The organism is Actinomadura sp. K4S16 (genome assembly GCF_008327685.1).
GTDB lineage: Bacteria > Actinomycetota > Actinomycetes > Streptosporangiales > Streptosporangiaceae > Spirillospora.
Genome location: NZ_BDDE01000009.1, coordinates 140,298 through 160,571 on the forward strand (window position 1 = coordinate 140,298; position 20,274 = coordinate 160,571).

A 20,274-nucleotide genomic window follows, 5' to 3' on the forward strand; every position below is an offset into this window, starting at 1 on the left:
GTCGGCGTGGTTCCGCCCTTCCTGGGGACGCGCTTCACGCCGCACTGTTCTGACGTCCGCCGAGGTCGTCGCGACAGGTGTCCGGCGCAGACGCGGCCTGTGTTCCGGCCCGGCCACCAGCGGCCGCCGACCCCCTCTCGCGAATTCGTCTCCGTGGAGCACTCCCATGCCCGCATCCTCATCCGCTCAAGGGCCTGCCTCGCCCTTCGCCGGCCCTGACCAGGAAGCCAGAATCGACCTACTCAGGCTGCTCGCCGACTGCGCCGTCCAAGGAACCAACTGGTACGCCCCGCCGGACGATCGGTTCGCCGCCGTGATCGCCCGCATCGCCTCAAGCGACATCCTGTGGCTCCTGCGCTGTATCGGCTGGTTACGCAACACCCGCAATCTAGCTCCCGCGGCGATCGTCGCGTCCGCCGAATTGGTTCGGTTCCGAGTGTGCAACGGGGGACACCGGGAATCGCGGGATCATCAGTATGGTCCTGCGAAGCCCTGACGAACCCGGTGCCCTGCTCGGCTATTGGGTCACACAACACGGAAGGCTCGTGCCCAAGCCTGTCCAGCGCGGCGTCGCCGACGCGGTCAGGAAGCTGCAATCAACCCCTATTTCGACGGCAGACAGGTCAATGAAGAAAGAGGTGAATGTTCACCTGTCGCCTCATGTCGCCTCTGATCTGGTGTAATAAATTCCATTCTCTTCGATTACGTAATTTGAGGCCGGGAGGGCGTGCGCTTTCCTAGCTGACCAAACTTGCCGGATTTGTCGGACTCGCCGCCCTGGTCTTGTCGGTGCCGGCATCCGCCACTGAGGTGGCGGCGCCGGATGAGCGTCCGCTGGGATTCTGCTGACCAACGACGACGACTCCTACCGGGGGTGGTTCCACTGCACACCCGCCGGCGGCGACGTCTACAAGATCGAAGGGGACTGCCCGCAGACCCCTGAGCCGGTGCGCAATGCCGACAACACCGCGCTGAAGGCCGACTACGTCTCTGTCACTCCAATGGACGCGGATTGGTCGACCGCGACTCGCCTGGACTTCCTGACTGACTGAACGAGCCCGCATCGCAAAGCGCACGTCCCCGGATGCCGCACGATGCCGCTGATTCTCTACTCGGCGATTCGCGTGCGCATCGTCCAGCGGAAGATCCGCTGAGGCCGGGTGGCCGGGGTGGGGGAACCGTCGTCGAGTTCGAAGTGCTCGTACCCGCCCCGGTGCATGATCTTGATGATGCGGTCGGTGGATTCGGCCTGGCGTGTCCGGGCCGATTTCGGAAGGTCGTCCGGCCCTCCAATGAGCACGGCGTCCACACGAGATTTTGTCGAGTGACCCCTGGCGGCATCGTTCATCGAGTCGCTCTCCTTCATGGCCTCCTCTTGAGGATGAAGCTTCCCGGGAGAGGGCGACACCCCTAATCTGACCCCTACAAACGAAGGAACCCGGTGTCGCGACCGACACCGGACCGCCTGGGCGCTGGTGCCAGGTGTCGACCGCAGACGGTAAGCCAACCGCCTCGCGTCCATGCCGCTGCTCTCCCCGAACCGCTATAAGAGGTCATAACAAAATGTGCATGTGATGCGACATGGTGTGATGTCCGGGTGTGATGTAGGCGGGTGCGTAAGGGCGAGCAACCCCCATGGATCGTGCCCGACAGCCTGTGGGAGCGGATCGAGCCGCTGCTGCCGAAGGTCGAGCGCCGCAAGCACCACCCTGGGCGTAAGCGGTTGGACGACCGCAAGGTGCTGTGCGGGATCTTGTTCGTGCTGCACACCGGGATCCGGTGGGAGTTCCTGCCGCAGGAGCTGGGGTTCGGTTCGGGTATGACGTGCTGGCGGCGGCTGGCCGAGTGGCACCAGGCGGGCGTGTGGGAGCGGCTGCACCGGCTGCTGCTGGAGGAGTTGCACGCCGCCGGGCAGCTGGACTGGTCCAGGGCGCTGATCGACAGCTCGCATGTCCGCGCGCTCAAGGGCGGCCCAAAACCGGTCTGAGCCCGGTCGACCGCAGTCGGCCGGGCTCCAAGCACCATGTGTTGACCGAGGGGCGCGGCATCCCGCTCGCCCTGTCGCCGACCGGCGGAAACCGTAACGACGTCACCCAGTTGATGCCGCTGCTGGACAAGGTGCCGTCCGTCCGGGGCCGGGTCGGACGCCCTCGCAGCCGGCCCGAGCGGCTGCTGGCCGACCGCGGCTACGACCACGACAAATACCGCCGGCTGGTGTGGGCCAAGGGCATCAAGCCGGTTATCGCCCGCCGCGGCAGCCCCCACGGCTCCGGGCTGGGCGTCCACCGCTACGTCGTCGAGCGCACCATCGGCCTGCTGCACTGGTTCCGCCGCTTACGCATCCGCTGGGAGACCCGCGACGACATCCATGAAGCGTTCATGACCCTCGCCGCAGCCATCATCTGCTGGCGACGCCTCGTCCGCTGATTCTGTTACGACCTCTTAGCGCGGACTGGAAGTGGCTGACTCGGTGGTCAAGAGTGCGGTCTGCTGCGCCGCCCATTGGGCGGCGGCGTCAGCGACTGGAATCGTCGGGTTGACCAGCCACGCCGCCTCGAGGCCGTAGCAGAATGCGATGATCTCCATGGCTTTCAGCCGCGGGTCCACGTCGTCGCGCATCTCACCCCGCTTCTGGGCGGACCGCAACGTGGCCGCGACGCGGTCGATCGTCGTCCGGTAGCCCTCGGCCAGGCGGGGATGGAGGTCGGTGTCCTTGCCGACGTTCTCCGCGAGCACCACCGTGTTCAGGCCGATCAGGCTGTACACGCTGTCGTCATGCGGCTGGCTCGGCCAGTCGGCCATGTGCCTTGCGATGATCCACAGGATTTCGAGGCCGGGGTCGGGTCCGTCGCCCCACAGCCACTGCTCGGTGAACTCCAGGTAGCGATCGAGCACGGCATTGAGCAGCGCCTCCTTGCTGCCGAAGTGATACAGCAGCCCGGCCTGCGACACGCCTGCTTCGGCCGCGATGTCGCTGAGGCTGGTGCCCCGTGCTCCGTTGCGCGCGATGAACCGCACGGCGACCTCGACGATGCGCTCCCGAGTCTCGATGCCCTTGGCCGACGAAGTCTTTGGCCTGGGGGAAGGGGGCACGGCTGGTTCTCCCTCGCGCTGACGAAAGGTCGGCCCCAAGTATAGACAACTGACTGAGTACTCAGTAACCTCCCGGAAACAGACTGAGCGATCAGTCAGTATTGAGTCGACGCAGATGGGGGACCGAGTGAGCGCAGAGTTCGGGCAGCAGCGGCCGGACGTCCACGATGGGGAAGCGCCGCCTCAGCCGCACGAGCAGGTCCTCGGGTTTCTGGCGCGAGCGGCGCCGTCGCCCGACCCCTGGGCCGCCGACCTCGCCGCTCTGCGCAAGGACGCGCGGGAGCGTGTCCTGGCGGTGACGGGCGATCCACAACCCGTGGTGTCCGTCGAGGCGATCGACGCGGACGGAGTCGGGGGCCGGCTGTACCGGCCCACCGGTACGGAGCGGGCAGTGCTCATCTGGGCCCACGGAGGCGGCTGGATCCACGGCGACCTGGACACCGCCGACGGGGTCGCTCGGGCTCTCGCGAACCAGGGGGGCTGCGCCGTGCTCTCCGTCGACTACCGACTTGCGCCCGAGCATCCGTTTCCCGCCGGCTTCGACGACGTGTGGACCGCCGTCGATTGGGCGCGGCGCCTCTTCGACGGTGTCGCCGTCGGCGGGGACAGTTCAGGCGGCAACCTCGCGGCGGCCGTGGCCCTCAAGGCTCGTGACGACGGGGTCGAGATCGCGGCTCAGATGCTCGTGTACCCGGTGCTCGACAGCACGGAGGACACCGACTACAAGGTCGCGTTCAGGCGGCGATACGTCCGCTTCGCCGGTCAGCCGGGCTTCGGTCCCAACACCTACCGGCGCCTCAAACACATCTGGGGGGCCTACGTCCCCGACCCGGCGCTGCGGGCCTGTCCGTACGCGTCGCCGCTTCACGCACCGTCATTGGCAGGCATTGCACCCGCAGTGATCATCACCGCCGAACACGACTTTCTCCGCGGCGAGGCCGAGGACTACGCCGGGCGGCTGCAGGCCGAGGGCGTGCCCGTCGAGCTGCGCGAGTACGTCGGCCAGATCCACGGCTTCTTCGAGATGTTCAGCGTGATGACCGACTCGCACCACGCCGTCGGCGTCGCCGGGAATGCCCTGCGTCGCGCCTTTCGGCACCTAGACCCCATCTAGCCGCGAAGGAATTCCAGTGCGATCACTGACCCGCTACCGCAAGGCCGTCCGGATGGCCGCCGCCACGGCGGCCGGAGCGCTGCTCGTCTCCGCGTGCGCACCGGGCGCGACGTCCGAGGCGGACAAGTCGTCGAAGCCGGTGAGCACAGACATCGGCGCCAAGCCCGTCACGTTGAACCTGCTCGTCACAAGCGGCACGGACGTGCCGTTCTTCACGGCACTCGGCAAGCTGTTCCACGCCGAGCACGCCAACGTCACCGTCAAGGTGACCAGCCAGGACTACGGTGCGCTGACCACCAACATCGCGCACATCCTCTCCGGCAGCGACGTGCCCGACCTGGTCCGGGTCCCCCAGTTCGGCAACCTGATCAACAATCGCCTCCTGGCGAACCTCGACCCCTACGCGAAGGCCTACGGCTGGGCCGGCTGGCCCCAATCGCAGTTCGCCTCGACTCGTGTCGCGGCAGACGGCAGAAAGCGCGGAACGGGGTCGCTGTACGGCGCCGGCCCGGGCTTCGGCCTGACCGGCGTGTACTACGACAAGGCGCTCGCGCAGCGCATCGGGATGTCCCGGTCGCCGGCGACCGTGGCCGAGTTCGAGGAGCTCCTCGCCAAGGCCAAGAGTGCCGGGCTGCAGCCGATCATGATCAACGGCAAGGACGGGGGCACCGTGTACCCGTTGCAGAACCTGCAGATGGCCTATGCGGGCAACGCGCAGGGCGTCCAGGACTGGAACTTCGCCAAGCCCGGCGCGAACATCGACACGCCGGCCACGGTGAAGGCCGCCACCACGCTGCACCGGTGGGCGCAGGCGGGGTACCTGCCGACCGACGTGAACGCCATCGACCAGACGAAGGCGCCCGCCGAATTCATGAAGGGCAAGGCCGTCTTCTTCCCCAGCGGGAACTGGCAGGCCCCCGGACTGGACAAGGCCGGTCCGGGCAAGTTCGGCTTCTTCCTGTTTCCGCCCGGCGAAGCCGGCGGTCCCTCCTGGGCGATGACCGCCGCCGACACCCTGGGGATTCCGACGAAGTCGCCCCATGCCGACGTCGCGGCGGCATTCCTCGACTTCGTCCAGACCGACCCGCAGGCCCGGCAGGACACGGTGACACTGGGCGGCCTCGTCCCGGCCGGGCCGGCTGATGCCACCGTGCCTACCGCGCCGGCCGGATCGGCCGTCGCCGCGACCGTCGCGGCGTTCCAGATCCTGCTGAAGAGCGACGGGCTTGTGGGGTTCATGGCCGATGCCACCGCGTCGATCAACGTGAACACCCTGGTGCCGCAGACGCAGCTTCTTCTCAGCGGCAAGACGTCTCCGAAGGCGTTCGCGGCCAAGGTCCAGGACGACTATGAACGCGATCTCGGGCGCTGACGCCGCCCCTGGTGATCTGGTTCGGTCCCTGACGGGAGGCCCAATGTCGACGATCTCCAATCCGCTCGGGACGGGCGGGGCTTCGGTCGCGCCGGTTTCGCGGAGCACGACAGATGCCGACGAACATCCCGCACCCGGTGAGTCGGGTCGGCGTCCCCGGCGGGTCCGGGTCCGGCAGTGGAGCGCACTGCTCTGGGTGGCGCCGGGGTTCGGAATGTATGCGGTGTTCGTGCTGTACCCGATGGCCCAGTCGGTGCAGTACTCCTTCTACGACTGGGACGGCGTCGGCGCGGCCACGCCGGCGGGGCTGGACAACTGGAAGGCGCTCATCACCCAGTCGGAGCTTCTGCACTCCGTCGAGCACGCCTTCGTCCTAATCGTGTTTTACACGGTGCTCCCGGTCGGACTCGGTCTGGTCGCGGCGACGCTCATCCGGGAGCTCAAGCCGGGCCCGTTCAACACCGTCGCCCGGGTGGTGCTCTTCATTCCCCAGGTGTTGCCGCTCGTCGCGGCCGGCATCGCGTGGACGTGGATGTACTCCTCGGACGGGCTCGTCAATCAGGTCCTGCGGGCGTTCGGCCTCGGTGCGCACACACGGGCCTGGCTCGGTGACTTCACGTTCGCCCTCCCGGCCGTCGGCGTGATCGGCGTCTGGGTGATGCTCGGCTTCTGCACGGTCCTGATGCTCGCCGGCATCGGCAAGATCGACCCGTCCCTGTACGAGGCCGCCCGGTTGGACGGTGCGGGACGGTTCCGCGAGTTCTTCGCCGTGACGCTGCCCGGGCTGCGTCAGGAACTCGTCGTCTGCACGACCTTCACCATGATCGCCGCCCTGGCCAGCTTCGACGTGATCCAGATCTCGACCCAGGGAGGGCCCGGTTACCAGACCATGGTGCCCGGCGTGGAGATCTACCGGCTCACGTTCCTCCAGCAGCACGTCGGCCAGGCATCCGCGCTGGCGGTGTTCCTGGCGGTCCTCGTCCTCGTCGTCATCTGGCCGATCCAGCGTCTGGGGAGGGAAAAGTGAGGACGTCCGCCGCACAGCGACTCACCCGCACCGGCATCCTGCTCGCGCTGATGCTGTTCGCCGTCGTGCCGCTGCTCAGCATGTTCACCACCGCCCTTGCGGCACCGGGCAGCTCTCCGCAGGGACTCAGCTGGCCGGCGCATCCGCACTGGCACAACTTCGTCGACGCGTGGAGCTCCGCCAACTTCGTCGCCCTGTTCCGTTCCAGCGCATTGATCGTGCTGGGCGTCGTCCCGGCCACCGTGGCGATGGCCACCGCCGCCGGCTACGCACTCGCCCAGCTGAGAGTGCCCGGTGGAAAGGCGATATACGCCATATTGATCGTGGGTCTCACCTTGCCGATCGAGGCACTCATCACCCCGCTCTACTACAACATCCAGGGCATGGGCTTGCTGGGGACGCGGCTGGCGATCGTCCTGCCGCTGATCGGGCTGCTGATGCCGTTCGGCATCTTCTGGATGCGGGCTCACTTCCTCGGCGCCGAGACGGCGCTCACGGAGGCGGCGAAGATCGACGGCGCCGGCACCTGGCAGACCTTCCGCCGTATCCATCTGCCGCTGGCCACTCCGGCCCTGTCCGCGCTCTCGGTCTTGTTCTTCCTCGCCACGTGGAACCAGTACCTGCTGCCGCTCGTCCTCGTCGACGATGCGACGAAACGCACGGTGGCCGGGGGGCTCGGCGCCTTCCAGGGCCAGTACGGCACCGACACCGTGCTGCTCTGCGCCGGATCACTGCTGATCATCCTGCCCTCGCTGGTGATCTTCCTGTTCTTCCAGCGCAACTTCGTCAAGGCACTGCTGCAAGGGGCCGTCAAGTGATGGGGTCGGTCCCCTCTGGATGACAAGCCGTCGTCGGCTCCGGCGCGAAGTCGTCAACGCCCACGTCCGGGCCTGCAATCGTTCTCGCCGAGGCGACCCGGGCCGCGCTGCGTCTGATGGCCGCCGGCCGCCTGAGCGTCGCGCCGTTGCTCCGTGTACGCCCGCAATGGCCTACCAAGCCTCGACTCCATACCGCACGGTTTCGCGAAAGCCGCAGTCACTCTCTAGCATCCCCAGCGCTTCCTGAAGGTGGCTTGGACCTCCATTCACCTCTGCAGGAATTTCCTCCTGCACCCCATTCCCCATTGCGTCCTTCAGCTCTGTTCACCCTATTCGCATGACACCATCCGGAGGCAGCGCCGTATGAGCGCAACCTTGGACCCGAGGGGTCCCCACCACCCGCGTCTGCGGGAGCCGAGTGCGGTCGAGGACGGCCTGCGCGACCACGATCTGGCGTCCGCCGTGCATCGCGTCGCGCGCGTGCCGCGACTGCTGGTGGCCTGCACCTATGACGGCGTCCTCAGCAGCCCCGGCACCGATCAGGGCCAAGCCGTCGCGACCCCCGAGGCCGTCGCTGTCCTGCGGGAACTCGCGGCGCTGCCGGACACCTCGGTCGCGGTGTTGTCAGGCAGACCGCTGGGTGAGCTGGCCGCGCTGTCGCGGCTGCCCGCCGAGGTGCATCTCATCGCCGGCCACGGCGTCGAGCACACCCTCGGACCCGCACTGATCACTACGGACGCCGTCAGCGCGGTGGACGCCCTGCGCACCCGGACCTCGGCAGGGGCGGTGCTGTTCATCGGCGACGGCCAAGCCGACGCGCAGGTGTTCGCCCGGCTGAACGGCCCGGACCTGGGCATCGACACCGTCTTCGCCCCCGGTGAGCCCGCCGCCACGGCGGCCATCGCGCTGGCGCTGCTCGAGCGGACCCGCCGTCGGTGGCTGTACGGAGAGCCGACCGTCCCCATCGAACGTCACTCCCTGCTGTCCGACCAGCGTACGGTCGCACTTCTCACCCCCGACGCCACCGTCACATGGCTGTGCCATCCCCGCCCTGACTCGCCCACTCTGTTCGGGCACCTGATCGGCGGTGCCGCCGCCGGACGGCTGACCACGAGCCCCTACCGCGGCGGCCTGCCTCTGGGTCAGCGCTACCGGACCGGCACGATGACCCTGGAGACCCGGTGGCCCGGACTGACCGTCACCGACTGGCTGGAGTCCGGTGCCCCGACCGGCCCGGACAGTTCGGGCGGACACCCCGATGCGAGGGCCCCGCTCGCCGGCACCTCCACCCTTGTCCGGGTGCTGTCGGGCACGGGCACGGCCCAGCTGGAGTTCGCTCCGCGTCCGGAGTTCGGCCAGGTCGAGGTCCGGCTCGCGCCCCGTCCCGGCGGGCTGCTGGTGGCCGGTTCCGGCGAGCGGGCGGCCCTGTACTCGCCGCAGGTGGAATGGACCGTGCGGTCCGATGAGGACGGCCACGACACCGCGCGCGCGATCGTCGACCTCGCGGCGTGCGGTGGCGCCGTCACCCTCGAACTGCGCCTGGGCACACACGATCTCCACCACCCCCCGACCGACGTCGGGAGCCGGCAGGCGCTGGCCGAGCGGCCGTGGCGGGACTGGGCGGCGGGGTTGCGGCTGCCGACCTTCGCGCGCGCCGACGTGCTGCGCAGCGCCCTGACGCTGCGCGGGCTGTGCCACGCGCCGACCGGAGCCATCCTGGCCGCCGCCACCAGCTCCCTTCCAGAGGAGATCGGAGGAGTCCGCAACTGGGACTACCGGTACTGCTGGCTGCGCGACGCCGCGATGACGGCCCGCACCCTGGTCGACCTGGGAAGCCTCCACGAGGCCGAGGACCTGCTGCACTGGATCGGCGGCCTGGTCGCGGCCACCGGCGGCCACCCCGAACGCCTGCACCCGCTCTACACCCTGGACGGTCGGCACCTCGGCCCCGAAGCCGTCATCGACACCCTGCCCGGCTACGCCGGCTCACGGCCCGTCCGCGTCGGGAACCTCGCCGACCGCCAAGTGCAACTCGACATCTTCGGGCCCGTGACCGACCTGATCGCCGCGGTCGCCGATGCCCGCGGCGGCATCGGCGACGAGGAGTTCGGCATCGTCGAGGCGGCGGTCCAGGCCGTCCACCGACGCTGGCGCGAGCCCGACCACGGACTGTGGGAGGCCCGGCTGCCCCGGCGCCACCACGTCTACTCCAAAGTGATGTGCTGGCTGGCAGTGGACCGCGCCCTCCACATCGCGGCACAGCATCGCGGCCAGGACCGGCCCGAGTGGCGACGGTTGCGCGACCAGATCGCCTCCGACGTCACCGAACACGGCTGGCATCTCGACGCGAACGCCTACACCGTCGCCTACGGCCATCCTGACCTGGACGCTTCCTCGCTATGGGTCGGGCTGTCCGGCCTGCTCGCCCCCGACGACCCCCGGTTCCTGGCCACCGTCGAAAAAGTCGAAGCCGAACTGCGCAGCGGCCCCGTCGTCTACCGCTACCGCTGGGACGACGGCCTGCCAGGCCGAGAAGGCGGCTTCCACCTGTGCACCGCCTGGCTCATCGAGGCCTACCTGCGCACCGGCCGCCGAGACGACGCCGAAGAACTGTTCACCCAGATGCTCAACACCGCCGGCCCCACCGGCCTGCTCCCAGAGCAATACGACCCCCTCACCGAACGCGGCCTCGGCAACCACCCCCAGGCCTACACCCACCTCGGCCTCATCCGCTGCGCACTCCTGCTGAACACCTGACACACGACCACCACTCCCCACCCCGCACACCTGGCAGCAGCCCCCGCCACGACCGCGAACGCACGACGGCGGGGGCCGTGGGTCTACTCGGAGTGCGCGCTCACAGCCGCGATGCAGGCGAGCACATCCGGAGCAGGCTCGGTCTCTTCCTTCCCGGAAGAACTCAAGCCCCCCGGCGGGAGCGGCGAGAAACACATGTCGGTGGCCGGTTAACATCCTCACAATCGGCTCGCGGAAAGACATGGGTTTCTCGTGTGCAGTCAGGGAGCCACGGGAGCCAGTTTCGGGAGCCACCGTACGCTTCGCAGATTCCCGAAGCGCTCACCCAGACGGTCGATCATCATGAGGGTGCGGTTCTGCTCGGCCGAGTTCGGTGACGGAAGCTGCATTGGCCTTCTTGAGAACCTCGTTGGCCCGCTTGGAGTCGGCGTTCTCGGTGCGTAGCCGTCAGCTGCTGGCGCTTGACCGAGGAGCGTGATGACGGTCATGGGAGCACGGCCGCTGACATCGTCGGACCCGGTCTCGATGGTCATTGTCAGGGCCGACAGTTGCGAGCCTCACAGAGTTCGTCGCGCTTGACGATGCCCTCCGCGGCGAGCGTGCGCGCCCCCGGTCGAAACGCCCGTGACGGGCTGTGCCCGCGCTCCCGGCCGAATGGGTGTACGCGCAGGTCCAGGTAAGGGCTGTTGTGCCGCTGCGCGGCCCGGGTCGCCAGCATGGGGCATCCGAGGGTCGGGCTTTGCATCGAAAAGCTGCTGGCGTGTTGTGCTGCCGTCGAGTGCAGGGGTTGCGAACGTTTGCCGAGGTCGCGTCGCCTGGTCGGCCGTTACCGGCGGCTGCTAACGTATCAGTCTGTGGTGATGTCAGTCGGAACTGATGTGCTCAGGTTGTTGGCCGACCCGTTGCGCGCCCGGATCGTGTCGCTGCCGGCAGCGGAGGCGCTGTGCAACTGCCACCTCGTGGAGGAGACCGGCGCCAAGCAGACCAATATCTCCAACCACCTGCGGGTGCTGCGTGAAGCCGGCCTGGTGGACACCGAACCGTGCGGGCGTTTCACCTACTACCGGCTGCGCCCCGAGGCGCTGGAGCAGTTGGCCGCCGAACTCGGCGAGCTGGCCGCCGCCGCCCGCGAGGTCCAGACCCACCAGCGAAAGAGGCCCTGCGCGTGACCACCACGCAAGACTCCGGCACCGACCCCCGTCCCCCGGAGGACGGGGTGGTCGCCGGGCTGTCGATGCTCGACCGGTTCCTGCCCGTGTGGATCATCGCGGCCATGGTGCTCGGTCTCGGGCTGGGACGCGCAGTTCCAGGACTGGACGACGCCCTGGCCAAGGTCGAGGCGGGCGGGATCTCGTTGCCGATCGCTCTCGGCCTGCTGGTGATGATGTACCCGGTGCTGGCCAAGGTCCGTTACGACCGGCTGGACACCGTCACCGGGGACCGCCGGCTGATGGTCGCCTCGCTGCTGCTGAACTGGGTGATCGGCCCGGCGGTGATGTTCGCGCTGGCCTGGATGTTCCTGCCCGACCTGCCCGAGTACCGCACGGGGCTGATCATCGTCGGCCTGGCCCGGTGCATCGCGATGGTCATCATCTGGAACGACCTCGCCTGCGGTGACCGCGAGGCCGCGGCCGTCCTGGTCGCTCTCAACTCCGTCTTCCAGGTCATCGCGTTCGGTGCGCTCGGCTGGTTCTACCTCCAGGTCCTGCCCGGTTGGCTGGGACTGGCTACCGACGAGGCGGACTTCTCGATCGGCAAGATCGTGGTGAACGTGCTGGTGTTCCTGGGCATCCCGCTGGCGGCCGGATACCTCACTCGCCGCCTCGGTGAACGCGCCCGTGGCCGCGCGTGGTACGAGGAGCGGTTCCTGCCCCGGATCGGTCCCGTGGCGCTGTACGGGCTGCTGTTCACCGTCGTCATCCTGTTCGCCCTGCAAGGCGACACCATCACCAACCAGCCCGCTGACGTCGCCCGCATCGCCCTCCCGCTGCTGGCCTACTTCGCGGTGATGTGGGGTGGGGCCTTCGCCCTCGGCCGCGCCGTCCGGCTGTCCTATCCGCGCACCGCGACACTGGCGTTCACTGCTGCCGGGAACAACTTCGAGCTGGCCATCGCCGTGGCGATCGGAACCTTCGGCGTCACCTCCGGGCAGGCGCTGTCGGGCGTGGTCGGCCCGCTGATCGAGGTTCCGGTCCTCGTGGGGCTGGTGTACGTGTCGCTGTGGCTGCGTCGCCGATATCAGGTCGGCGGCGGTGACAGGAGATGACCAGCGCGGTTCCAGAGATCTGCCACGGAGGTCCGCAGTGATCACGACACCCGGAGAGGCGTTGTTCGATCGCATCGCCGCGCGGCTGGCCGGACGGTTCCACGGGCTGGTCTCCCCCGAGACCGCCCGCCGTCTGGTCGTCGACTCCTACGGGCAGCTGCGGGCCGCCTCCAATGTCGGCGCCCATCTGGTGGTGCTGGCCGAACGGTTCGCAGCCGAGCGGCTCACCGCGCTCGCCCAGGCCGAAGGACGGCTCGACAAGCCGGTCCCCGAGGTGCTGTTCGTCTGCGACGCCAACGCCGGCCGGTCCCAGATGGCCGCCGCGCTGGCCATTGCGCGTGGGCGCGGGCGGCTGCACGCCCGCTCGGCCGGCACCTCGCCGGCGGCCGAACTGGAGCTGGCCGTCGTCGAGGTCATGGCCGAGATCGGGGTGGACCTGTCGGCCGAGTTCCCCAAGCCGCTGACCGACGAACTCGTCGCCGCCGCCGACCTGGTGATCACCCTGGGCTGCGGCGGTGCCTGCCCGCTCCTGCCGCAGACCCGGTATCTGGACTGGGCCGTCCCCGACCCGGCCCACCAGCCGCTGAGCGAGATCCGCCGCATCCGCGACGAGCTCGACCTGCTCGTCACCGACCTGCTCGCCGCCCTCGGCCATCCCGGCCTCGACCAGCAACGGACCCCCGATGTCTGATCAGACTCTCTCCGGCAAGCCCAGCGTCCTGTTCGTCTGCGTTCACAACGCCGGACGCTCCCAGATGGCCGCCGCCTACCTCACCCACCTGGCCGGCGAAGAGATCGAAGTCCGCTCGGCGGGGTCGGCACCGGCCGACCAGGTCAACCCCGCGGTGGTGGCGGCGATGGCCGAGGAGGGCATCGACATCTCCGCCGAGATCCCCAAGGTCCTGACAGTCGACGCCGTCCAGGCCTCCGACGTCGTCATCACCATGGGCTGCGGGGACACCTGCCCGGTCTTCCCCGGCAAGCGCTACCTGGACTGGGCCCTCGACGACCCCGCCGGGCAGGGCGTCGACGGCGTGCGGCCGATCCGCGACGAGATCCGCAAGCGCGTCGAGAACCTTGTGAGCGAGCTGCGGCCGCAGGAGTGAGAACGCGGGGGCCGGAGCCGACGGTGCGGTGTCCTCGAACTTCCGCGCCGGTGTGCGGCACCGTCCTCGCTCTCCGGCTCCTGTCCTGCCCCTGGTCGATCCGCGGCCGTTTGCCGGGCACGGTAGGAGGGGCGAGCCAGGGCGGCGGGTTCAGTCCGCGGGCGGGCAGCAGGTGTGCAGGTAGTCGCGCAGTTCGGTGAGCGACCGGTCGATCGCGGCGGAATCGATGCGGTAGAGGACCTGCTTGCCGTCCCTGCGTGAGGTGAGCAGGCCGCCCCGCCGCAGCAGCGCGAGTTGCTGCGAGGCGTTGGACTGGCCGACGCCCAGACGCTCGGCGACGGCGCCGACGCTGAGTTCGATGCCGCCGGCGAACAGTTCGAGCATCTGCTGCCGCTGCTCGCTGGCCAGCGCCTTGAGGAACTCGTGTGCTCCGGCGCCGAGCGGAGCGGCCGGCGTCCCCTCGCAGCCTCCGCCGGGCGACCTCGTGGCCGTCCCGTCAACCGGTCCTTCCATCGACATCGACTGGCTGGTCACCGGCTCGGCCATCGCTGCTTGCTCCTCCATGGGACGGGCTTCCATCCTAGGTCACATATCAACACTTGGACATTTTATGAAATGTTGATATGTTCCCCGCATGCTCACCACCGCACCGCTGGTCGTCATCGGCGGCGGGCAGGCCGGTCTGGCCACCGCCCACACCGCTCGATCCCTCGGCTTGGCACCCATCGTCCTGGAGGCGGCCAAGCAGTCGGCCGGGTCCTGGCCGCACTACTACGACAGCCTCACCCTTTTCTCTCCGGCCCGCCGCAGCGCTCTGCCCGGGACGGTGTTCCCCGGTGATCCGGACGGCTACCCCGCGCGGGACGAGGTCGTGGCCTACCTGACCGACTACGCCGCCCGTCTGGACGCCGACATCCGCACCGGTCACCGGGTCACGGAGGTCGTGGCCGCGCAGGACGGTTCGCGAGGCGGATTCGAGGTGGTCACGGCGGGCGGCGAGGTCTTCGCCGCACCGCTGGTGATCGCCGCGACGGGCGGCTTCAGTCGCCCCTACCGCCCGGATCTGCCGGGTCTGGACGCCTTCCCCGGCGCGGTGCTGCACTCCTCCGACTACCGGCGCCCCGACCCGTTCACGGGCCGGCGAGTGGTGATCGTGGGCGGGGGGAACTCGGCGGTGCAGATCGCGATCGAGCTCGCCGGGGTCGCCGACGTCACGCTGGCCACCCGGCATCCCCTCCGCTTCATGGCGCAGCGCCTTCTGGGCGTCGACATGCACATCTGGTTGCAGCGCAGCGGGCTGGACACCGCGGGCTGGGCCCGCCCGCTGCTGACCGGCGGCAAGGGGACGCCGGTGATGGACACCGGCACTTACCGCGACGCCATCGCCACCGGCAACCCCGACCGCCGCCCGATGTTCACCCGCCTGGAGGGAGACCAGGTTGTGTGGAGCGATGGGACGCGCGAACACGTCGACGTGGTGTTGCTGGCCACCGGGTATCGGCCGGGCGTGGACTATCTCGCCGGGTTCGGTGCGCTGGACCAGGACGGGCAGCCGCGCCACCGCGGCGGTGCCTCGCTCACCCACCCAGGACTGGGGTACGTGGGGCTGGAATGGCAGCGCTCGTTCGCCTCGGCCACCCTGCGCGGGGTCGCCGCCGACGCCCGGCACGTCCTCACCCGGTTGCGCAAGCAGAGACGCACCACCGACCGTGCGTTGACGTCGTCCAAATGATGACGGCGTAGGGCCCCGCTGGAGACGCCGCCGCTCGCCCGAGGACCTGACGGGCGCGCCACATCCGAGGCGATCAGGATGGCGTCGCGGCCGGCGGGCCTGCGACGACACTGCCCTGCACCTCGCAGGTGGCGGCGAGGGTGTTGTAGACGGTGCCGTAGCGGCGCAGGTTGCGGTGCAGCAGATCGACCCGGTGTTCGGGTTCGTCGGTGTCCAGCCGCAGTTCATAGGTGAAGCGTGTGAAGGCCGGTGGGGAGTCTTGACGGTGGGCGGTCACCACGGCCTCGGCATGCCGGTACCGGAAGGGGAGGATCTGCCCGCACCGTTCGACGTTCTTGAGCAGGCAGGCGGCGAGCGCCGCGGCGAGAAGTTCGGCGGGGCCGGGCAGCCCGGACGGTGCGCTCGCCCAGGCGGTGTCGAGGGTGATCGCCTCGCTGCCGACGCTGACCAGGGCTCGGCCGGCCGAGGTGGTGGAAGCGGTGACCTGGTAGCTGGTGGGGGCCGGCTGGGTGATGGTGTCGTTCATAGCGGGCTCCGGGTGGAGTGCGGCGCTGCGAGAGCACAGCGACCGCGGGTAGGCCGTGCATGCATCGAAAGGACTGACGCTTTGATGCTCCACCGGGGACCCGCCCGTAAGGCAGGGGCCAAGGTCCCAAGGCGCCCGTCGGTCGGCCCGAGGCGGCGAGTCCGCACACCATGCCTGTCTGGTCGGGGCGTGGGGGACAGGGCGCGGGTCAGGCCGGTGCCAGGGCCGGCAGGGCGAACAGGCCTGACAGGCGGGTCAGCCTGTCCGGCACCACCCGGTAGTACACCCACGTGCCGCGCCGTTCACCCTCGATGAGCCCGGCCTGGCGCAACACCTTCAGGTGGTGGGAGATGGTCGGCGCGGTGAGCTCGAACGGGCCGGTCAGGTCGCACACGCACGCCTCGCCGCCCTCGACCGAGGCGATCAGGTTCAGCAGGCGCAACCGCACCGGGTCGGACAGCGCCTTGAACACCTTGGCCAGCCCGGCCGCCTCCGCCTCGCTCAACGTCGGCCCGCTCAACGGTGCGCAGCAGACGGGGTCGGTCACGTCCTCGAGCTCCAGCAACTTAGACATGTCTCTAATTTGACATCCATCTATCCAGCGATGCAAACTGGCGTCTGCTTAGACAAGCATCTAAACAGGGAGTCCGAGATGAGGACGTTGCTCTCCAAGATCACTGGCCGTCGCGTCAAGGCCGTCGCCTTCTGCGAGACCTGCGACCAGGTGTGCACGCCCACATGCCGCTCGTCCGCACACGTCGACCGCGTCACCACCGCCGCCTACCGCGCCCGCCTCTGAGCAGCTTCCCCGGCGCCGTCACCCATTACCGAACGGACAAGGAGTCATCGTGAACGACGAGACCGGACGACCCGAGCCTGCCGCGTCCCCGAACGCCTCCACCGGTGCGAGCAGCTGCTGTGGTGTCAGCGCCTGCTGCGCCGAGGCAGAGCAGAGCGTGAACCCGGACGTCACCGTCCAGCAGGCCAAGACCGACGCCGGCTGCGGCTGCGTCGAGGACGGGAACCCCGGCGGCCTTCCCGTCGTGGTGATCGGCGCGGGACCGGTCGGGCTCGCCGCCGCCGCCCACATCGCCGAACGCGACCAGGACTTCCTCGTCGTGGAGGCCGGGGGAGAAGTGGGCGCGGCGATCTCGGAGTGGGGGCACGTCCGGCTGTTCTCGCCCTGGCGGTACGACACCGACGCCGCCGCCCGGCGGCTGCTGGAGCCGACCGGGTGGCGTCTGCCCGACCCCGAGGCGCTGCCGACGGGCGCAGAACTCGTCCGCGACTACCTGGCTCCGCTCGCGGCGGTGCCCGCGCTGGCCGACCGGATCCGCACCGGCACCCGCGTGGTGGCGGTGACCCGGCAGGGAGCGGACGTGACCCGCACGGTCGGCCGCGAGGAGCGTCCGCTGCTGGTCCGCGCAGTGGGTCCTGACGGCGCAGTAGAGGACATCGCCGCCCGCGCGGTCATCGACGCGTCCGGTACCTGGGGCCGCGGCAACCCGCTCGGCCACTCGGGCCTGCCCGCCCCTGGCGAGGACCAGGCCGCCGATCACATCACGGGCCCGCTGCCGGACGTGCTGGGCCGCGACCGTGTCCGCTTCGCGGGCCGCCACACCCTGGTGGTCGGGATGGGGCACTCGGCGGCCAACACCCTGCTCGCCCTGGCCGAACTCGCCAAGAACGAGCAGGGCACCCGCGTCACCTGGGCGGTGCGCGGCGCATCGGTGGCCCGGCTCTACGGCGGCGGCGACGCCGACGGCCTCCCGGCCCGCGGCGCGCTCGGTACCCGCCTGAAGGCGGCCGTGGACAACGGTGAGATCGACCTGGTCCGCAGCTTCACCATCACCGGCCTGGCGATGCGGGACGATCGAGCCTCCGCCGGAGCTGTGCAGGTCACAGGCCAGACCCCGGACGGCGCTCGCGTCCTCCCGGCCGACATCGTGGTCGCCGCGACCGGATTCCGGCCCGACCTGGACATGCTGCGCGAGGTGAGGGTCGAGCTCGACCCCGCGACCGAGGCCCCGGTGAAGCTCGCCCCGATGATCGACCCGAACTTCCACAGCTGCGGGACCGTCCCACCCCACGGTGAACGCGACCTCGCCCACCCCGAGCCCGGCTTCTACCTGGCCGGGATGAAGAGCTACGGCCGCGCGCCCACGTTCCTGATGGCCACCGGGTACGAGCAGGTCCGCTCCATCGTCGCCGCGCTCGCCGGCGACCGCGAAGCCGCCGACTCCGTCCAGCTTGACCTTCCCGAGACCGGTGTCTGCTCCACAAACCTGGTCACCGAAGACCTGCTGCCTGCCGCCGCCGACCAGGACGGCGGCTGCGGGACGTCGTGCTCCACCGACGCCACGCCCGCCCCTGCCGCCCAGTCAGAATCCGTCGGCGGCTCGTGCTGCGGGCCCACGGCCCCGGAACCGGTCAGCATCGGCATCGGCGCACCCGCCGGCCTGGGGTTCGCGACCGGGCGCGTGCACGGCTACTCCGGCGAATCCGAACACGGCGACGCCTGACGGGGCACCGACGACCTGATGAGCCGTGGCATTCCCGCTCCGGTGCCGTCGGCGGACACCTCCGCCGCCGGCACCGCGGCGTCCCGCGTCCCGCTGCTCGCCCTCTGCGTCACCGAGATCACCAGCTGGGGCGTGCTCTACTACGCCTTCCCCGTCCTGGCGCAGGCCGTCACCCGCGACACCGGCTGGTCCATCGCGGCCATCACCGCCGCGTTCTCCGCTTCGCTGATCGCGGCCGCGCCGGGCGGCATCCCGGTCGGCCGTGCGCTGGGCCGGCACGGCCCCCGCGTCCTGATGACCGGCGGCTCGGTGCTGGCCGTGCTCGCCGTCCTGGCCGTGGCCGCCGCCCCGAACCTGTGGGCGTTCGCCGCAGCCTGGCTGCTGGCCGGCGTCGCGATGTACGCGGTGGTGATCAACCTCATCCCGCTGCTCACCTCCCGGGGCGCCGCCAGCGCCACTGCCGCCTGGGCGCTCGGGCTCGGCGGGATCGGCCAGGTCACCGGACGCCTCGGCTACCGGACGCTGGTCCACCGCACCAGCGTCCGCGCACGGACCGTCTGGATCCTCGCGCTGTCGGCCGCCACCACCGCGGCCCTCGCCGTCATCCCCGGCCCCGTGGCGCTGCTCATCGCCGTCGCCTTCCCGGCGGGGACGACCCACGGGATCGCCGCTCTCCTCCAGGCGACCGCCGTCTCCGACCGCTGGGGCACCGCGTCCTACGGCGCCCTGTCCGGAATCCTCGCCGCTCCCATCACCGTCGCCACCGCACCGGCCCCCACCACCGCACGCCACCGATCGGCCGCCCTGCCGGCAAGGCCCGCTGCGCGCCTGGCGCCGCGCAAAGACGAGGAGTAACCCATGAGTGCCGATGTTCTGGACGTCGCCGTCATCGGCGGCGGTCAGGCGGGTCTGGCGGCCGGCTTCTACCTGCGCCGCAGCGGCGCGGAGTTCGCCATCTTCGACGCCCAGGACGAGCCGGGCGGGGCCTGGCCGCACACGTGGGCGTCCCTCCGACTGTTCTCACCCGCCCGCTACAGCTCCCTGCCAGGCTGGCCTATGCCGCCATGGAACCGCGGCTACCCACCCGCCGCGCACGTCGTCGACTACCTGACCGCCTACGAGAAACGCTACGACCTGCCGATACACCGTCCGGTGCGCATCGAGGCGGTCCACCGCGACGGCGAACTGCTCCGCCTGGACAGCGCAACCGCGTCCTGGCGGGCCCGCCACGTCATCAGCGCGACGGGCACCTGGTGGCGCCCCTACCTGCCCTACTATCCCGGCCGCGGCGACTACCAAGGCCGCCAACTGCACACCGTGCAGTACCGCACGCCCGAGGACTTCCACGGGCAGCGGGTCGTCGTGGTGGGCACGGGCAACTCCGCCGCCCAGATCACGGCAGACCTGGCCTCGCAGGCGACGACGATCTGGACGACCCTGCGCCCGCCGCGATTCCTGCCCGACGACCTCGACGGGCGCGCCCTGTTCGAGCTGGCCACCCGCCGTATCCGCCGGCTCCGCGACGGGCACGCCGACTCCGGCGGCATCGGCGGGCTGGGCGACATCGTCGCCGTGCCCGCGGTACGCGACGCCCGGGACCGAGGCCTCCTGCGCGCACAGCCGATGTTCAACCGCCTCACTACCACCGGCGTGGCCTGGCCCGACGGCAGAACCGAGGACTGCGACGCGATCATCTGGTGCACCGGCTTCCGGCCGGCGCTGAGCCACCTCACGCCGCTCGGCCTGCGTGACGGGACGGGATACATACCGACCGGCGGCGGAACCCGGGCACTGGCCGAACCCCGGCTGCACCTGCTCGGCTACGGCGACTGGACCGGCCCCGGATCAGCCACCCTGGTCGGCGCAGGCAGAACCGCAAGAGACGCCGTCCGCGACATCACCGCCCAACTCGCCCCCGAGTAGACGCTGTCGCAGCTCGTA

General features: G+C 69.9%; 20 protein-coding genes. 15 read left to right on the forward strand and 5 right to left on the reverse strand.

The genetic code is table 11. From position 1 onward, the window contains the following. Positions 1-1,108 precede the first annotated feature (1,108 nt). Positions 1,109-1,366, reverse strand: a complete 258-nt coding sequence (locus K4S16_RS00425) for a DUF5988 family protein (RefSeq protein ID WP_200841597.1) — start codon at positions 1,364-1,366, stop codon at positions 1,109-1,111. Positions 1,367-1,639: 273 nt separating this feature from the next. Here K4S16_RS00425 and K4S16_RS00430 point away from each other — a divergent pair. Beyond that, a protein-coding gene (locus K4S16_RS00430; protein WP_200841612.1) for an IS5 family transposase occupies positions 1,640-2,427 on the forward strand; the annotation gives its coding sequence in 2 pieces (ribosomal slippage) (positions 1,640-1,973 and positions 1,973-2,427; 789 coding nt in all). Between the two features lie 15 nt (positions 2,428-2,442). Here the strand turns inward: K4S16_RS00430 and K4S16_RS00435 are convergent. Beyond that, entirely contained in the window at positions 2,443-3,093 is a 651-nt protein-coding gene (locus K4S16_RS00435; protein WP_149256791.1) for a TetR/AcrR family transcriptional regulator, read from the reverse strand. Between the two features lie 127 nt (positions 3,094-3,220). On the opposite strand from K4S16_RS00435, the gene K4S16_RS00440 reads away from it, so the two are divergent. From K4S16_RS00440 to K4S16_RS00480, 9 genes are all read left to right on the forward strand, one after another. After that, on the forward strand, positions 3,221-4,207 hold the full coding sequence (locus tag K4S16_RS00440) for an alpha/beta hydrolase (RefSeq protein WP_160160824.1): 987 nt from the start codon (positions 3,221-3,223) through the stop codon (positions 4,205-4,207). A gap of 52 nt (positions 4,208-4,259) precedes the next feature. After that, positions 4,260-5,579: an ABC transporter substrate-binding protein gene (locus K4S16_RS00445; protein ID WP_149256793.1), complete on the forward strand. Its 1,320-nt coding sequence runs from the start codon at positions 4,260-4,262 to the stop codon at positions 5,577-5,579. A 223-nt stretch (positions 5,580-5,802) separates the two neighbouring features. Beyond that, on the forward strand, positions 5,803-6,606 hold the full coding sequence (locus K4S16_RS00450; RefSeq protein WP_200841598.1) for a carbohydrate ABC transporter permease: 804 nt from the start codon (positions 5,803-5,805) through the stop codon (positions 6,604-6,606). Then, positions 6,603-7,424: a carbohydrate ABC transporter permease gene (locus K4S16_RS00455; protein WP_235036475.1), complete on the forward strand. Its 822-nt coding sequence runs from the start codon at positions 6,603-6,605 to the stop codon at positions 7,422-7,424. Before K4S16_RS00450 ends, K4S16_RS00455 begins: the two co-directional genes overlap by 4 nt. A 363-nt stretch (positions 7,425-7,787) precedes the next feature. Next, complete coding sequence (locus tag K4S16_RS00460) at positions 7,788-10,181, forward strand: trehalase-like domain-containing protein (RefSeq protein ID WP_149256795.1); 2,394 nt, start codon at positions 7,788-7,790, stop codon at positions 10,179-10,181. An 860-nt stretch (positions 10,182-11,041) separates the two neighbouring features. Continuing rightward, positions 11,042-11,350, forward strand: a complete 309-nt coding sequence (locus K4S16_RS00465; protein WP_200841599.1) for a helix-turn-helix transcriptional regulator — start codon at positions 11,042-11,044, stop codon at positions 11,348-11,350. 65 nt (positions 11,351-11,415) lie between these two features. Beyond that, complete coding sequence (gene arsB / locus K4S16_RS00470; RefSeq protein ID WP_149256872.1) at positions 11,416-12,447, forward strand: ACR3 family arsenite efflux transporter; 1,032 nt, start codon at positions 11,416-11,418, stop codon at positions 12,445-12,447. A gap of 37 nt (positions 12,448-12,484) precedes the next feature. After that, positions 12,485-13,138, forward strand: coding sequence for an arsenate reductase ArsC (locus tag K4S16_RS00475; protein ID WP_200841600.1), 654 nt, complete (start codon positions 12,485-12,487; stop codon positions 13,136-13,138). Further along, positions 13,131-13,553 (forward strand): arsenate reductase ArsC, encoded by a 423-nt coding sequence (locus K4S16_RS00480; protein WP_149256797.1) that lies wholly within the window; start codon positions 13,131-13,133, stop codon positions 13,551-13,553. Before K4S16_RS00475 ends, K4S16_RS00480 begins: the two co-directional genes overlap by 8 nt. A 150-nt stretch (positions 13,554-13,703) precedes the next feature. Here the strand turns inward: K4S16_RS00480 and K4S16_RS00485 are convergent, their stop codons facing one another. After that, positions 13,704-14,117 carry a helix-turn-helix transcriptional regulator gene (locus K4S16_RS00485; RefSeq protein WP_235036476.1) on the reverse strand — a complete coding sequence of 138 codons (414 nt, stop codon included), beginning with the start codon at positions 14,115-14,117 and terminating at the stop codon, positions 13,704-13,706. Positions 14,118-14,187: 70 nt separating this feature from the next. On the opposite strand from K4S16_RS00485, the gene K4S16_RS00490 reads away from it, so the two are divergent. After that, the gene (locus tag K4S16_RS00490; protein ID WP_149256798.1) at positions 14,188-15,285 is read left to right on the forward strand and encodes an NAD(P)/FAD-dependent oxidoreductase; all 1,098 of its coding nucleotides are present in this window, start codon (positions 14,188-14,190) and stop codon (positions 15,283-15,285) included. A 73-nt stretch (positions 15,286-15,358) separates the two neighbouring features. Here K4S16_RS00490 and K4S16_RS00495 read toward each other — a convergent pair whose 3' ends face one another. Beyond that, entirely contained in the window at positions 15,359-15,811 is a 453-nt protein-coding gene (locus K4S16_RS00495; protein ID WP_149256799.1) for an OsmC family protein, read from the reverse strand. A 208-nt stretch (positions 15,812-16,019) separates the two neighbouring features. Next, positions 16,020-16,385, reverse strand: a complete 366-nt coding sequence (locus K4S16_RS00500) for a metalloregulator ArsR/SmtB family transcription factor (RefSeq protein WP_149256800.1) — start codon at positions 16,383-16,385, stop codon at positions 16,020-16,022. 78 nt (positions 16,386-16,463) lie between these two features. Between K4S16_RS00500 and K4S16_RS44210 the strand changes: the two genes are divergently transcribed. The 4 genes from K4S16_RS44210 to K4S16_RS00515 are packed head-to-tail and all read left to right on the forward strand — an operon-like array spanning position 16,464 to position 20,256. Further along, the gene (locus K4S16_RS44210) at positions 16,464-16,610 is read left to right on the forward strand and encodes a hypothetical protein (RefSeq protein WP_160160825.1); all 147 of its coding nucleotides are present in this window, start codon (positions 16,464-16,466) and stop codon (positions 16,608-16,610) included. Between the two features lie 49 nt (positions 16,611-16,659). Further along, complete coding sequence (locus K4S16_RS00505; RefSeq protein ID WP_235036477.1) at positions 16,660-18,333, forward strand: FAD-dependent oxidoreductase; 1,674 nt, start codon at positions 16,660-16,662, stop codon at positions 18,331-18,333. A gap of 18 nt (positions 18,334-18,351) precedes the next feature. After that, the gene (locus K4S16_RS00510; protein ID WP_149256801.1) at positions 18,352-19,188 is read left to right on the forward strand and encodes an MFS transporter; all 837 of its coding nucleotides are present in this window, start codon (positions 18,352-18,354) and stop codon (positions 19,186-19,188) included. A gap of 3 nt (positions 19,189-19,191) precedes the next feature. Then, positions 19,192-20,256 (forward strand): ArsO family NAD(P)H-dependent flavin-containing monooxygenase, encoded by a 1,065-nt coding sequence (locus tag K4S16_RS00515; RefSeq protein WP_149256802.1) that lies wholly within the window; start codon positions 19,192-19,194, stop codon positions 20,254-20,256. Positions 20,257-20,274: the final 18 nt, after the last annotated feature.